Source organism: Marinomonas sp. ABL3_031 (genome assembly GCF_056161265.1).
In genome coordinates this window covers 51184-67732 of the sequence record NZ_JBSWYU010000013.1, presented here as the reverse complement: position 1 = coordinate 67732, position 16549 = coordinate 51184, and the positions used below count along the sequence as shown (strand labels likewise).

11 protein-coding genes are annotated in these 16549 nt (G+C 45.9%); 2 read left to right on the top strand and 9 right to left on the bottom strand.

The window, feature by feature from the left end; translation table 11 throughout:
* Positions 1-37 precede the first annotated feature (37 nt).
* Both ACXAH2_RS14090 and ACXAH2_RS14085 read left to right on the top strand, forming a co-directional pair.
* Complete coding sequence (locus tag ACXAH2_RS14090) at positions 38-8932, top strand: hemagglutinin repeat-containing protein (protein WP_475079370.1); 8895 nt, start codon at positions 38-40, stop codon at positions 8930-8932.
* Positions 8929-9339: a hypothetical protein gene (locus ACXAH2_RS14085; RefSeq protein WP_475079368.1), complete on the top strand. Its 411-nt coding sequence runs from the start codon at positions 8929-8931 to the stop codon at positions 9337-9339. The genes ACXAH2_RS14090 and ACXAH2_RS14085 overlap by 4 nt, the downstream gene beginning before the upstream one ends.
* Before the next feature lie 586 nt (positions 9340-9925).
* On the opposite strand, the gene ACXAH2_RS14080 is transcribed toward ACXAH2_RS14085, so the two are convergent.
* From ACXAH2_RS14080 to ACXAH2_RS14040, 9 genes are all read right to left on the bottom strand, one after another.
* Entirely contained in the window at positions 9926-10321 is a 396-nt protein-coding gene (locus ACXAH2_RS14080; protein WP_475079366.1) for a hypothetical protein, read from the bottom strand.
* A gap of 92 nt (positions 10322-10413) precedes the next feature.
* Positions 10414-11031 carry a GNAT family N-acetyltransferase gene (locus tag ACXAH2_RS14075; protein ID WP_475079364.1) on the bottom strand — a complete coding sequence of 206 codons (618 nt, stop codon included), beginning with the start codon at positions 11029-11031 and terminating at the stop codon, positions 10414-10416.
* A 206-nt stretch (positions 11032-11237) separates the two neighbouring features.
* A complete protein-coding gene (locus ACXAH2_RS14070; protein WP_475079362.1) occupies positions 11238-11435 on the bottom strand; it encodes an FAD-dependent oxidoreductase in 198 nt (65 codons plus the stop codon).
* 53 nt (positions 11436-11488) lie between these two features.
* Complete coding sequence (locus tag ACXAH2_RS14065; protein ID WP_475079360.1) at positions 11489-12007, bottom strand: flavin reductase; 519 nt, start codon at positions 12005-12007, stop codon at positions 11489-11491.
* Between the two features lie 43 nt (positions 12008-12050).
* A complete protein-coding gene (rutD, locus tag ACXAH2_RS14060; protein ID WP_475079358.1) occupies positions 12051-12830 on the bottom strand; it encodes a pyrimidine utilization protein D in 780 nt (259 codons plus the stop codon).
* A 79-nt stretch (positions 12831-12909) separates the two neighbouring features.
* Complete coding sequence (gene rutC, locus ACXAH2_RS14055) at positions 12910-13293, bottom strand: pyrimidine utilization protein C (protein ID WP_353669327.1); 384 nt, start codon at positions 13291-13293, stop codon at positions 12910-12912.
* Between the two features lie 29 nt (positions 13294-13322).
* Positions 13323-14057, bottom strand: coding sequence for a pyrimidine utilization protein B (gene rutB, locus ACXAH2_RS14050; RefSeq protein ID WP_475079355.1), 735 nt, complete (start codon positions 14055-14057; stop codon positions 13323-13325).
* A 2-nt stretch (positions 14058-14059) separates the two neighbouring features.
* Positions 14060-15142, bottom strand: coding sequence for a pyrimidine utilization protein A (gene rutA, locus ACXAH2_RS14045; protein ID WP_475079353.1), 1083 nt, complete (start codon positions 15140-15142; stop codon positions 14060-14062).
* Between the two features lie 334 nt (positions 15143-15476).
* The gene (locus ACXAH2_RS14040; RefSeq protein ID WP_475079351.1) at positions 15477-16526 is read right to left on the bottom strand and encodes a methionine synthase; all 1050 of its coding nucleotides are present in this window, start codon (positions 16524-16526) and stop codon (positions 15477-15479) included.
* Between the last annotated feature and the right edge of the window lie 23 nt (positions 16527-16549).

The following is a 16549-nucleotide window of genomic DNA, read 5'->3' as shown; positions in this document are numbered from 1 at the left end:
GTTAATGGAAGTAAACGAAAACTTAGGGAAGAGTCGAATGTTGACCTTATTGCGATCCATCCAATCTTATTTTTCTGCTGTTGCCCTATGGCATAGAAAGCCGACGAATTCGACTTTCGCCTTTCCCGTAAAGCCAATCAAACCGGCGCATTCCTCATCCCCCATTTCTCTTTTGGCCCCTTGTCGTCGCCATCAAAAATACATAGCGCAGATTATGTTGTCGGCCTATTTGTTCGCGCCGGGGGTGTTGTTGGCTCAGGGGGCGACGGCGGCGATAAACAGTGCTCATGCGCCTGCGTTTGATACTTCGGCCAGTGGCATCCCGATTGTCAATATTAATGCCCCTTCTGCGAAAGGCGTGTCGCGCAATGAATACGATCAGCTTAATGTGGAGAAGAAAGGTCTGATTTTCAATAACGCCACAGACATTACCAACACTGAGCTGGCGGGTTACATTGATGGCAACGCCCGCTTGGGGGGCAAGAGCGCCAGCATCATTTTGAACGAAGTCACGGGCAACAGCCGCAGTGCGTTAAATGGCTATATGGAAATCGCGGGGCAATCCGCAGAGATGATCATTGCCAACCAAAATGGCATCACTTGTAATGGTTGTGGTTTCATCAACACCACCCGCGCCACCTTGACCACAGGCCAAGCCTTGTTCGATGGCGCGGGCGGCTTGTCTGGCTTTGATGTGTCCCAGGGTGACATCGCTATTACTGGTGACGGTTTAAACGACACACAAACCCGTGAATTGGACATTTTGGCGCGCAGTGTTCGGCTCAACGCCAAACTCTGGGCCGATCAAGCCACTATTATCACCGGTGACAATCGCATTAACTACCAAGACAAGTCGGTGACGGCGCGCTCCAATGATGAGCGGGAAACATTCGCCTTGGACGTGGCGGCCATTGGCGGCATGTACGCCAATCGCATTCATTTGATCGGCACCGAGCGGGGTTTAGGAGTCAACCTCAGCGGCGAAGTCAAAGCCGTTGAAGACATGACTTTGGACACCCAAGGCAATATTGTCCACCGTGCCCCCTTAAGCGCCGACGAGATGCAAATTCAAGCCAATGCGTTAGAAAACAGCGGTGAAGTACTGGCCAATCGCATTAACATCAAGACCACAAAAGACCTTGTTTCTAGTGGCGCAGACGCCGCCATTCAAGCCACTGAATCCATTCGGTTAGAAGCGCAAACCTTAAAGAATCAAGAAGACGCCAAACTGCTCAGTCAAAATGGCGAGGTGACACTCATCACAGACAGCCTGACCAACCAAGGTACTATTGCTGGTTACACCCTCACCGTCACCACAGACACGCTCAACAACACAGGGGAAAACAGCCAGATCTTTGCCGCGGAGCAGTTGACGCTGACCACCACGGGGGATCTACGCAATGATGATCAGGCGTCCATTGCGTCGGACAAGGCGCTCACCATCACAGCGCAAGGACAATTAGACAACCTCACCGGGGCCATTGAGTCCTTAGCAACGCTAGACATAACCGCGAGTAGTTTGAGTAACACAGGTAAAATACAGTCACAAAACGATGCGTTAACCCTAACGACAGGGCAGGTGGACAACCAAGGTACCATCGCCGGCAAAGGCATCACCATTAACGCCACTGAACTGATCAACAGCACGGCTAACGGAAAAATCTATTCAATGGATGCTATGGTTCTTGATATTGACGGCAATATCACTAATGAAGACGGCGCCTTGGTGCATGCCAATGCGGATTTGACCTTGGATGCGGAAGGCAATCTTATCAACACCAACAGCGTCATTGAGAGCAAAACAGCCGCAACCATCAACAGCCAAAACTTGACCAACACAGGGCAGTTTTTAGTTCAAAACAACGCCTTGACGATAACGACAGGGCAGGTAGACAACCAAGGTCTTTTGGCGGGAAAAGGCATCACGATTAATGCCACCGAGCTGCGCAATCGCACGACCAACGGCCAAATTTACTCCACCGATTCGGCTACTCTAAACGTACAAGGCAACATGGATAATAAAGATGGTGCCATTATTCATGCCGATACGGAGGGGGACATAAGGGTAACCGGAAAGCTAACCAATACTGACAGCCATATAGAAGCGGTCAATGATCTTACTCTGTTGAGTCAAGCCTTCGAAAATGACGTCAGTAGTACCCTGTTGGCGCAAAATGGCACCCTCAGCATTGCGATTGGCAAACAAGAAGACGACGATACCATTACTGTCACAGGGCCGTTAACCAATAAGGGAACCTTGACCGGCAAGAAGGTGACATTGACGGCCACGGCCATTCACAATGACACCAGCGACAGCCAGATCAGTGCCACAGGCGATGCGACCTTAACCGCCACTCAGGGAGAGGTGAGCAACACTAACGGTGCCAGCATTCGTGCCAATGGTTTGTTGACCATTGAGGCGGAGACGGATCTGATCAATACCGCCAGTCAGATTGAATCCGCACAAAACCTGCGTTTGTCCGCCCGCAACATAGACAATACCTCAGAAGCTTTGATTCGCGCTAACGACAGCATCACTATGGACTGGCAAGGTGCCTTAACCAATGACAATGCCAAGATCGAAGCACAAAACAATATACAAACCACGCAAGCCACTCAAAGTACAGAGGGAGAGGATATTGTTGAGAATCCTCGCTCAGGCAGCCTGACCAACCAAAGTAGCGGCTACATTACGGCACTTAATGGCAACTTGGATTTAACCTTAGGCAGCCTGATCAACCATGGATCCATTGGTGCCAATCAGGTGTATTTGAATACCAACAGTCTGTTAAACACAGGCAGCAGTGGGGCAATCGTTGCCAATGAACATCTGGATCTGTACTCCACTGGCAATATCAATAATGAATCAGGTGCCGTGCTATACAGCTTAGGCAGTGGCTATTTAGAAACAGCAAATACCTTAACCAATAGCTCGGCAAGAATAGAAACGTCAGGTGATTTAACTATTTTGGCTGAAAATTTGCTTAATAAAAAAGATTTTTTTGAAGTGAGATCAGTAAATGATAGTAAGGTAGAAATATATGAAGAGGATTATTCAGGTGTTGAAGTTAATGATATTAATATTGTTAACATTGAAATCGTTAATACTCTCATATATGAATATATATTAAAGGACAGTAGTCAATCTTATATTATTTCTGGGGAAGATATTGATATAAAAAGTAATGTTGATAATTACTATTCAAATATAATATCAAATGGAAATTTGGAACATAATTTAGGTTATCTAAATAATATTAGTTATGTGGCGGATAATATAAACGAATTAACTGTTAACCTTATTAATTATTATAAGTATAAAGATATAGATGAAATAATTTATTACTATGACTATGATCAAAATGCTGATTTTGTTAAAGGTTATGTGAATTCTTTTGATAGGGCTAATTCTGATATTAAAACCGGACAGGTAGTTTTAGCATCAGCAACTTTTACCGCTGGAGGCAATATTACTGGCCAAGCCAAGAGTGTCTCTAACATAGGTTCTGCAGATTCGGTCTCATCGACTTCCATGAATGGTGATCTAGACTCGACCGTGACTGATCCAAATACGTCAGTAATTAATTCCCGCCGTGATGCCATTTTTAATGACCTTAATGTGGGCTCTTTTGTACAGAGTGCCCTTTATTCTGCTTCCGACAATCCAGATTCTGGCTACCTAATCCAAAGTAACCCCCTGTTCACTAATTATAAAACCTTCATTTCCTCTGATTACATGCTCAATAAAATGCTTGGCGATGAACAAGGTCGAACGGGCAAAACCGCATCGCGTCTCGGCGACGGCTTATTAGAACAAAACTTGGTGCGTGAGCAAATTTTATCCTATACCGGCTTCCAAACCTTGCCCGATCAGGTGGACATCGAATCCGCCTACGCGACCTTGATGGACAACGCTTTAGACGAATATGAAGCGCTGCAATTAACCGTAGGGGTGGAACTCAGTGATGAGCAAGTGGCCCAGTTGAAACAGCCCATCGTATGGATGGTGACTGAAACAGTGCAAACCGATTCCGGCCCTCAGCAAGCTTTGGTGCCAAAAGTGTACTTGCCCAATACCGACGATCTGGTGTTGCGGCCAGACGGTGCTCTGATCGCCGCCAACAGCATTGATATCCAAGTGGACGGTGATCTGGTCAATTCCGGTGCTATTGTTGCAACAGCCGATCTTTCTTTGAGCGGTGATAACCTCACTAACAGCGGAAGCCTGAGTGCTGGAAACAACACCAATTTAAATGCCACCAATGACATTAATAATTCAGGCAGTATGACGGCCGATGGTACGCTCAGTCTGGTGGCCGGTGGCAATATCACCAGTGAAACCCAAAATCAAACCATTAGCACCCAGTCTGGGATCTTTTCCAACACGCAAACCTTGGTGGGAGACACTGCATCATTACAAGGCGGGACTATCAACTTAGTGGCGGGCAATGACATTAGCCTCACTGGCAGTGAGATGAGTGCTGATGAGGAAATCTTAGCTCAAGCAGGCAATAATTTTATTAGCCAAGCCTCTTCAATCAGAGCGTTAAATCAGCTTAGTATCAGTGCAGCAAACGATATAACCCTGAGTAGTGTTAAAAATACAGCTGTATCAAGTGGTCGCGGAAGAAACGCTTCTTCCGTCACCCATCAGGTGAACAGTTTAGCAGGTAGCACTATTCAACTCAGTGCGGGCAATAACCTTACTAGCGAAGCTTCTAGTATCAAAGCTGCAAATCAGCTCAGTCTCAGTGCAGGAAACGATATAACCCTGAGTAGCGTAAAAAATACCACATCATCCAGCGGTTATAGAAGAAACGCTTCTTCCGTCACCCATCAGGTGAACAGCTTAGCAGGTAGCAATATTCAACTCAGCGCGGGCAATCGCTTTACCAGTGAAGGCGCTCAGCTGGCAGCGCAGGAAGACCTGACCCTAGCCGCCAACAACATAGACCTTTTGGCCGTCAAAGACACCAAGGACGCCTATAGCTTTGTGGGCGGTGGCGGCAACTCCACCGAAAAACGCAGCCATAACGAAAGCATAACAGGCACCGACTTAAGCGCCGGCGGTGCCTTGACTCTGGTGAGCCAGAACGACATCTTTTCCAAAGGCTCCACTTTAAGCAGTGGCGAAGACCTGACCTTAGCGGCGGGGGGCGATGTGGTCTTGACCACAGAAACCGCGCACAATTCGTCTTATCAGCAGGTGAAAAAGAAAAAGTCGGGTATGTTCGGTTCCAAACGCTCCACCACAACCACCTCCTCGGAAAGCCTGACCAATCAAGGCACCAATCTGAGTTCCGGCGGCGACCTTACTATTGCATCGGGTGTTGATATTCTCTTGGCAGGCAGCAAAGCGTCTGCGGATGGCGACATCAGCGTGCAAGCGGCGGGTGACATCCAACTGCTCAGCGCCGTGGACCAAAGCTCTCAACGCTACCAGAAACAGAAAAAAGGTACCTTTAAGGTCAAAGCCAAAGACCAAGGCTTCATCAAACAAACCGCCGTCACCAGTGACCTTATTGGCGGTGGCAACATCAGCCTAGACAGCGGCAGCAACATCACCCTAGAAGGCGCGACCTTGGCGGCTAATGACACCTTATCCATCGGCGCCGAAGCGGTGACGCAAAACGCCAGCGGCCAATACGTCAACAACAAAGGCGAATTGGCGGGCAACGTCACTGTTACTACTCAGGCATTAGAAAGCAGCGAATGGAGTGAATCTTCCTCCAGCTTCCGTGGCGTGTTTAAAGACCTTGTCAAAGGGGTGGCCGCGGTGGCCGCCGCAGCGACATCCGGTTTGATCCATGGGGAAATCAAGGTGGGTGAGTCGGATGCCACCCGTACCGATACACTGACCCAACAAACCACCACCCTAGCGGCAGCCGACCTTGACCTCACTGCACAACAAGACCTGACCCTCATTGGCGCGCAAGTGGCGGTGAGCGATACCGCCAACCTCACGGCACAAAATGTCACCATCGACGCGGCGCAAGAACGCACCGTGACCAGCACCTCACACACTGACCAGACTGTTTCAGGGGAGGGCGCCAGCTTCTCTTCTGAAAAAGGGGAGCTGACCCTAGCAAGTGTCACGGAAACAGACCGTACTGAGCGTACCACCACCACGGCGAATACTTGGGCTGGGTCGAACTTGCAAGCGGGTAACTTGAATATCAAGGCTGACAAAAATGTGGCCATCATCGCCAGTGATGTGTCGGTGCAAAATGACGCGAGCATTGAAGGCGAGAATGTACTCATTGGTGGTCGCGAAGACTCCTATGACACCACCAATGACAGCATCACCAAAACCAAGACCTTAACAGTGGGTGTGAAAAATGCCTATGCGGATACCTACCTTGCCGTGCGGGCCTTGGATCAAGCCAAAGATGCCGTCAAAGACGCCAAAGCGGCCTACGAAGAGGCCAAGCAAAAAGTGGACGAAGGCAAGCTGCCGAAAAGTGACTTAGATTTTTACAAAGCCAACCTCGCTGTGGCGACTGCCAACGTGGCCAGCGCCACCACGGCCGTTTATGCCTCTGGTGCGGCGGCAGCAGCAGCGGCCTCCACCAGTGCCGGAACGGGTTTTTACGCCACAGCGGGCGTGACCACGCAAACCGACACCACCTCAACCACCACCAGTCAAACTCAATGGAAGGGGTCCAACCTACAAGTGGGTGGCAATACCCGCCTAACCAGTGACAATAATCTCAATATTGAAGGCTCAAACATCAACACCGCAGGGCAGCTTGCTCTTGATGCCAGCAATATCAACATCAGCGCAGGTAAAAACACCTATACCGAAAATACCGAAAGCCACAGTGAAGGCGGTGGCATTAGCGTCAGCATACAGCCGACCACCACCTCTTACAGTGGCAGCATCAATGCCAGCCAAAGCCGCAGCGATTATCAAGCGACCGATTACGTTAATAGCCAAATCGGAGCGGGCAGTCTTGTTAGCAACAGCGATGACCTGACCATTAAGGGCGGCAATGTCAGTGCCGATGACGTTAATATCACAACGGGCAGCCTGACAGTTGAAAGCCTTCAAAATACCTCAAGTGGTAGCAGCACCAGTGCTGGATTTAGCGTAAGCGCTTCCCTTGGTGGCAGTGACGAAGGTTGGGAAGGTAACAATGACGACCCCTCTAAATCGCCAGCGGGTTCCGGCGTCACGGGAGGGGGTGTTAACGCCAGCAAAGGCAACTCAGAAAAAGCTTGGGTGGCACAACAAAGTGGCATCACGGGTGGTCAAGTCAAGATCACCGCCAAGGACACCAGCTTAACGGGCGCGCTATTGGCATCGACCAATGCACAAGGCGAAGACAATGGCCAACTGACCCTCACCACCGACACCTTACGCGTTACTGATATCAAGGATACCGATACCAACCAAAACATTGGCCTTGGTTACTCAGTAAGTGGTTTAGCAACGGGAGAGACACCTGACAATACCGATCCAGATACTAAAGACCCGATGGATCCAAGCCAGTCTATCTACAGCGCCAGTTTTAATGGGCATGACAAACAGCAAACCACCAAAGCCACCATAGGTCTTGGTAATGTCACCGTTGGCGGTAGCAATATAGACGATCAAGCGCAATTCGCAGACCTTAACCGAGACATTACCAACAGCCAAGAAATCACCAAAGACCTTGAACGTGGCGGCTTAGACGCCAACCTCACAGTGGACAACCGCATGTTGTCAATTAAAGGTTGGGAGGACATTGCCAATGATGTTGAAAAGACTAATGAGTTAGCCGGAGATGGGGCCAATGCTCTTGGAATGACGGGTGTCACAAAATTCCTATATGACATTAATGATCCTCAGGTAGCTGAACAATTACAAGGAAGAGAAGAAGCGGCATTGGATGCGCTGATTGATGCAGGGGTGGATCCAAAAATTGCCAAATCAATCATGACGAATCCAAATCTTTACCAAGCCGCTGGTAATATTTTGAATAATGAAAAAGCTATTTTTGATGGGAAGGGGTTAGATTCACCAGAAATTAAAACAGATCCATTAACTAATTCCTCTAATATAAATAGTGAAGGTAGCTATGTAATTACATCAGGTCTTCATAGCAATCCTGCAGAACAAATTCTGCTAGGTGTGGATGAGGTTCGCGACTTTGTTGTTACATTGCCAGCAGAAGAAGCTAATGCCGCTATGCTTGCAATGAGTGTATTGACTGGTGGTGTTATAAAAACAGTCATTGATGTCGGCAAAGACGCCTTGATGAGTGAAGCGATAGGCGAAACACTTAACGACCTGCAAAAAAACGTCGCGTCTGCCGCAGCTGCTGGCGTACAGGATGTTGATATTGATACCCACCAATGGTATATGGAAGCAGAGGGTAGAGCTGGGTCTGAGTCTGGGCATTCTACTTCGTTACAGCAAGGAGCGGAGTTTGCTTTAGAAGTGCTTGGTATTGGTGCTGGTTTATTTGGTATTAAAAAAGCATCGAGTCATGGGGGTGAGACAGATGTAGGTAGTGCTGATAGCTATCAATATAGTGGTGGTAACCCTACAGTTTATAAAGATGATTATAGTCCTGATAGTGTATCTGATCGAACTATAGATAGTCGTAATTATTATGGTTATCAAGAAGCGGGGGATTATGAGGGGAGTTTTAAGCGTCCACAAGTAGATGATCACAAACTTAGTAACATTGTTGATGATGTATATAAAGGCGACCTTCATTCTACTTATGAAGGTACTGGGAGTACAGCAGATGCTGCAAGATGGGAATATCGTAACGGTGAACTATTGAATGGATCTGATCATTTGAATAATAAAGGTCCACAAGTTATTATCCGCCTTGAAAAGTGGTTGAAGAATAATCCTAATGCATCAGCTTCAGATCGGCATGCTGCTGGTGAAATGCTAAAAGATATGAGAAATGCTATTAAAGGTGAACTTAACCAGTGAAGATTACAACGCCTGAAGACCTAAAAAATTATTTTTATAGTTTGATTCCTGCATTTTCTTCTCGTTGGGAGTCAGCAGATAATTACAATATTGAAGATGATGGTAGTTTTACATTTTGTGGCGTGTGTAATGAGTTTGCACATTATTTTATTGATCAAGATCGGTTCAAGGGTAAGCAACTAAAGCGAGTTGAACCAGATTGGCAAGAAACAATAGATGACACAAATTTGAAACAGTTATTTTTATTTATTGAGGAGGTCTTGTTAATGGAGGAAAAGCAGTCCGTTTTAGCAAGTTCTTTTAAATCATGTTTCCTAGAAGATATATCCCAAACGCCTAGTGGAGAATATGCTAAGAAATTTATGGGACCTATATCTCGAGAATTTTTTTGCAAATGGCAACAATAATACAGGACAGGCATAACTTAGTTGACTGGCTAAAAATATACTTTAATTTTATCCAGTATATTTCACGTTGGAAAAGTAGAAAATAATTGGGGTCACCCATAAGTCAGACGGTGTCAATGGTGCGATAAAGTTCGGATCGCTTTTTAGCGAACATAATTTGTTATGTTCTCTATGGCGTGCTCCGGACTTCATTCGCTAATGTAAAAATTTAACAAGACACCCACCCTAAGGAACATGCGAATAAGTCGACAATGCAAATTTAATAAGACACCCACCTTAAGTTCTTAATGTTTTCAATAAGTTAGAAATTCTTCAATTTCATCTAAGGCTCAATCCAACGATTGAGCTTTTCTGTTTCTCTTGAAATAGCCCAAACCACCAAGGCCACCATCGGCCTTGTCATTGTCACCGTGGCTGGATTTTCCATTGAAGAAAGGAGAATGTAACCGTGTTTTGTATGATGACGTTGAGTTCTTAGTGTGCCCCGTCATTTTTCTGAAATTCCTTTTGTTCTTAAATGTAGAAAAGCCAGTCAGGGTGAGCTGACTGGCTTAGTGTCGTTATTACATCATTTTAATGGGGAGACTTAATATTCAAATGCACCTATGTCTGGTGCAGAGCCATTGTAGCTTTCACCCACATTCGTCCCAGCATCAATTAAGTCACTGCCACTTTTTAACTTGAAAAAGTCCACATCCGGCAAGCTACCGTCTGACTTACGAGGTCGTAGTAAGTCGTTGATATTTAAACCTTCAAAGTCACTTGATGACACAGAGATACCATTTTGCCAACTATTATTGGATATACTGGTACTGCTGGCATTGAATTGATCACTAGAGTCTTCAGGGTCATAAGAAATGGTATTTTTGATTTCTAAGTATTCCGCTCGGTTAGTATTGCTGAAGGAAATGTTACGACCATTTTGATAGGCAATCGAGTAAAGACAAATAAGACACCCACCGTAATTTCTTAATATTTTCAATAATTTAGAAAACCCTTTAACTTCTTTAAAGACCTAATCTATTGATTGAGCAATCTAATAATTTAGCAAGCCACTTACCATAATTTCTTTTTTCATTTTGGGTATTCTTTCAGCCAGAAGGTCATGGGTTTGATGGTTTCGTGGGATTCTCCTATGTCTTGCCAAGCATATTGTGTGGTTAGGGGGGTTTTAACGAAGCCATTTTTTTGCCATAAGGTATCTAATGGTCGGTAGTTTTGGGGCTGTAGAGGATGGTTGATTCCGCGATCCACGGCACAAAACGTCGCCCATTGAAAGCGTCCTACCTTGTGCATAAAACGCTCTCTTTCGGTAAAGAAGGCTTGCCCTATGCCTTGTCCACGAAATCGAACGTCCAATACTGATTCAGCAAAATAAAAGAGGTGCTCGATTGGGTAACCGGATTCGATAAAAGGCCGTTGGAATGCTTCCTCTTCTTGATGCATAGGGAGACACGTAGAAGCGCCTACTACCTTTTCACCATCCAGTGCCAGTATGGCCGCTGCATGAGTTGCATCAAGGTAGCGCTGTAAATAATTTTGCTCGTATTCCAGAGAACCTTCATATAAATATGGAAACGCGCGGAATACCTGAATTCTTAGTCTGGCAATGTCTTCAATGTAAGGCAATAAATCTGGCCCTGTGATGGTTTTAAGACGGATGGGGTTTTGTGATAGAGGTGTAAGAGGCATGGTTTTATTCGGTTTATTCAAACTCAGATATCAGTAGGATAAGGTGTTTTTCGTCGAATCACTACGCTTCCCCCTATAAAATTGTTGTTTTGATCTTTGTTAGGCCTATCGAATCATCAAGAGTCACCTAATCCGGTCCGTGATAGGCGTTTGTCCAGTAAGGTTTGTATGCCGCTTCATTAAATAGGTGGCAAGTGAGTCTTTCTTTAAAGCGCTGGTTTTATGAGATGATTTGATATTTGGTTATTTTGGCCTTGGCAAATTTGACCGACATGACCCCCAGAAGCGCTAGAACCAATAAGGTGCGCTTTCACTAAGGTGATAGGATAGCCTTGTTGAGTAAGGTGAAGTAACGCAAAAAGCCCTGCGTATCCTTCACCTAAAATACCGATATCCGTTTCCATATCGGTGCCTAGTGAAGGAAAACTCAGGGTTTGATTGGAAATAACCGATGGCTTTAAACGGCATTGGCGTTTAAGTGATGATATCCACGTTGAAAATAAAGCAGGGCGCCGGCGTTATCAGTCTGTTTTATGGCTAATACTTCGCAAAAGAAAACATCGTGAGTGGCCACGCTTTGACGATGGATAATCTGACAATCGAAACTCACTGCGGCATTCGCTAATATCGGTGAGCCGGTTTGCAAGCTTTGCCATTCGCCATTGCTAAAACGTTCCGTCATAGGGGCTTTGCCACCAAATACATTAGATAAGTCGTCTTGTCCTTTTGCTAAGGTATTGATGGCCAGTGTTGACGCGTTTTTAAAGCGTTCGTAGACAGACGCATTGCGATTTAAGCACACCAATAAGGTGGCAGGACTGTCACTGACACTGCACACAGCGGTTGCAGTGAAACCGATTTTTTCTCCTTGATCCACTGTGGTGACAATATTGACCGCGCCAGCCAAGTTTGCCATGCCTTCTTTAAAGGCTTGTGCTGAAATTCCCAATTTGGTTTCGATTTGCATTTCACTCATAGCCTATTCTCTCGTAATGTGTGCGTTTTTTGACTCAGCATCGCTATTTTGTTGTGTCTAAAAAGTCGATAAGTAAGGTATTAAAATGGTCTTTCGCCGTAATTGTGCTGGCATGACCACCATAGTCCATCATGTTCAACTGAGCATTGGGTAGGGCATCGAAAAGCACTTGTGAGCGCTGCCAAGGCACTAGTAAATCGTCTTTATTGGCAACGATGAATGCTTTGGTTGTGATACTTGCTAAGCGACTTTCGATATTAAATTCACTCAAGGCGCGAATGCGGGCGAGTAAATTGTCTTGGTCTGGGAAATGTGCCTGTAAATGCGCTTCTTCCGCCTCCAATGTTTCAATATTGCTGGCAATCCAATCTGGTGGATACAAGAGCAAAGCTTGCATTTGTAAGTAAATGTCTTGCGCGCAATTGGCTAAGATGGCTTTGCGAATATTGAAACAACGTAAGGTGTGTGGGTTCGGGCTGCTCCATGCATTAATAAGCACCATACTTTGCAGTTTTTCAGGGGCTTGATCGGCAATTTGTAAGGCCACCAAACCACCAAGAGCGTGACCAATGAGATGACATTTTTGTATGTCTAACTCGGCCAGCAGGGTCAGCAATTCGTCCGCCATATTCTTGATACTGTAATCAGGCGCGAGTTTGGCAGGGCTGCGTCCTGTTCCAGCTTGATCGTAAATGAGTACACGAAAACTTTCTGTTAATACAGGTAACTGGCTTTGCCAGAAGTTTGCAGAACCGCCTAAACCTGAGCTAAACACCAAGGTGGGTGCATCCGCTTGTTCTAACCCATGGAGTTCATAATACATACTGGATCCTCATCACCAGAATCAATAGAAAAACCAGCAGCCTAGACGGTTTTGCTAGGCTGCTGCGAGCCGCTTTTGATTAGCCAATGTGTGCAAAGCTGGCAATTTCGACCAAGGCATCCGGTTTCACTAAGCCACATTTGATGCAGTAACGGGCGGGTTTCTCTCCCGGGAAGTATTCGGCATAGACTTCATTTACGGCCGCGTAGTTATCCCAGTCGGTGATTAACACAGTATTAAAGGTAACGTCGTCCATGGTGCCGCCGGCTTCTTCTACCACGCCCTTGATGATTTCAAGAACGTGACGGGTCTGCGCTGCCGCATCGCCAACGTGAACCACATTGTTGTCTTTATCAAAGGGTAAGGTTCCAGACACATACAGCACATTGTCTGCCATTGACCCAGGAACGAATGGAGCAAGTGGTTTACCTGTGCCTGCTGGAATGATGGATTTTTTACTCATACATGTTTCCTCGATTAATAATGGTTTGGTTATGCCGTTTGCTTTGTGACTTGGTCACAAAAGGTTTCTACATCAGAAACCCAGCCAAAAAACGTCTCTATGTTGTACAAAGAGGCTTGTTGAATGGCGTCTGAACCCGCTTGGTGAGTAGCGTCGGCCAAGACGACGCCAAAATATTCCAAGAAAAAGCCGTCTCGCAAGGTCGATTCCACACACACGTTGGTGGCGATGCCGGTAAAGACGAGGGTTTTGATTCCACGACTGCGCAGCATGCTGTCCAAGTTGGTGTTGTAAAATCCACTGTAGCGCGTTTTTGGAATGACAATGTCACCCGGTTGCGGTGCCAGTTCCTCAACCAGTTCATAATCCCAGGTGCCTTTTGCTAACAAGGTCCCCATGAGTTCTGGTTGCTTGCGCATGGTTTTTAAGGCGTTGGATTTGTACCAGTTAGGTGAGCCAGGGCCGCCTGCTTCCGTGTATTCTGGATCCCAACCATTTTGAAAGTAGACCACGGGCATGCCTGCGTTACGTGCTACCTCCAATACTTTGGCGGTTTGCTGAATGACAGGTCCAGTGCTTGAAATATCAAACCCAGCACGATCCAAGTAACCATTTTTAGTGGCGTATGCGTTTTGCATATCGACCACGATAATGGCAGTTTCTGTTAGGTTAATGGCTAATGGCTCAGGTTTGGCTGGCAATACGATTTCGTTAGTCTGGGTGCCATCGTAATAGCCTGATACTTTGAGTTCTTCAATGCTCATGTTTAAACCGCCGCTGCCTGAATGTGCTGACGGGATTTCATCAGCGGTTGGATTTTTTTGCCATAATCGTCCATGCCTTGGATAAAGTCATCGAAGGTTAACAACACGCCACCGCAACCCGGTACGGTCGCGATTTCATCCAGCATAGCGGCCACTTTTTCATAAGAGCCGACCAGTGTACCCATATTAAAATTCACCACCGACGTTGGGTTGGTCATGTCTCGTACATTGGTATCCTTACCCGATTTCTTATCCGCCGCACCTTGTTCCGTCATCCAATCCGTGGCATCAAAATCTTGACCTTCTTTATAAAGCTCCCATTTCGCCATGGCCTTTTCATCCGTTTCATCGGCAATGACCATCATGAGCACTGCTGAATCAACTTCACGTTCTGCTTTGGCGGCGGCTTCTTGTAATCTTGCTGCGGTGGGTGCAAAAGCAGTAGGGGTATTGACGCCTTTACCAAAACAGAAATTGTAGTTGGCATGATTGGCGGTGAATTCCATGCCAGATGCACTTTGTCCAGCACAAATAATCGGAATGTCACGAGACGGTTTTGGCAGCATGCGGCAATCGTCCATTTGAAAGAATTCACCTTTGAAGTCGCTCTTACCTGTTGTCCATAATTCTTTGACGACTTTGATGTATTCTTCAAGATAATTGTAGCGACTGGAGAAGTACTCATCGCCTGGCCACATGCCCATTTGAGAATATTCTGGACGCTGCCAACCGGTCACTAGGTTAACGCCAAAGCGTCCGTTAGAGATGGAATCAATGGTGGTTGCCATACGCGCCATAATAGCGGGTGGTAGCACCAGCGTTGCTGCTGTCGCGTAGAGTTGGATTTTACTGGTAACGGCGGCTAAGCCCGCCATTAGGGTGAAAGATTCCAGATTATAGTCCCAAAACTCAGTTTCACCACCGAAGCCACGCAGCTTGATCATGGAAAGCGCGAAATCCATTCCATATTCTTCTGCCTTCATAACAATTTCTTTATTGAGATCAAAACTCGGTTTGTACTGAGGTGAGGTTTTTGAAATCAGCCAACCATTATTGCCAATGGGGATAAATACGCCTACGTCCATAATTGCCTCTCTTGTCTTCTCTAGTTATTCATCATTAAAAAAAACAGCGATTTGGTAGAATGAATTCATTCCTGACCATTTACTCAATATTAAAAGCATTAAATGTGCCAATAAAATTTTCTTATAAATTACAAATGGTTATGATTTAATTTAAGATTAAATGCTGACCATGTGGTCGATATTGGATCGAAAAAAAACTTTCTGCTCATTATTTGTGCAGTTACTGTGTAGCGAAAAAAGACGGAGGGCGATGATTAAGATGGATTTGTCGCAAACCCTTGCTAAAGACAAGCTAAGCCTAGTTAATAGCGCTAGCTTGTCTAGGGAAGCTAAGTCATGAGGCTGAGGAATGGTTTTGCAAGGCCATTTCTTGTCGAACAATAGCCGCGCCGTCACTGAGTGCTTTTAGTTTGCCATTAGCCACTTCGCGTGACAAAGGTGCCATGCCACAGTTGGTGCAAGGGTAGAGTTTATCAACATCGACATACTTGAGTGCTTTACGCAGGGTATTTGCGACTTCTTCAGGCGTTTCTATTTTATTAGTGGCCACATCAATGGCGCCGACCATGACTTTTTTGCCGCGAATCAATTCCAATAATTCGATTGGTACATGTGAGTTATGACATTCCAGTGAAATAATATCTATGGTGGATTGTTGCAGTTTGGGAAACACGGCTTCGTACTGACGCCATTCAGAGCCCAGTGTTTTTTTCCAGTCAGTATTGGCCTTGATGCCATAACCGTAGCAAATATGCACTGCGGTTTCGCAAGTTAGTCCTTCACATGCTTTTTCTAAACAAGCAATGCCCCAATCATTCACCTCATAAAAAAAAACATTAAAGGCAGGCTCATCAAATTGGATGATATCCACACCTGCGGCGGCTAATTCTTTGGCTTCTTGGTTGAGAATTTTAGCGAATTCCCAAGCCAACTTCTCACGACTTTTATAGTGGTCATCGTAGAGTGTATCAATCATGGTCATAGGGCCGGGAAGAGCCCATTTAATAGGCTTTTTTGTCTGTTGACGTAAAAATTTGGCATCCTCAACAAACACGGGTTTTTGGCGTGACACCGGTCCCACCACAGTGGGGACACTGGCATCATAACGATTGCGAATTCGAACGGTTTTGCGTGTTTCAAAATCCACTCCGTTAAGATGTTCAATAAAGGTGGTGACAAAATGTTGACGAGTTTGCTCGCCATCACTGACGATGTCGATACCAGCGTATTCTTGTTCTTGTAGGGCAATTCGGAGTGCGTCTTGCTGGCCTGAGTGCAGTTCCTCACCCTGTAATTTCCAGGGTGACCAAAGTACTTCTGGTTGTGCTAGCCAAGCGGGTTTTGGCAAACTGCCTGCGCTTGAGGTAGGTAATAGTGTTTTCATAACATTCTCTTCTCTTATTGATT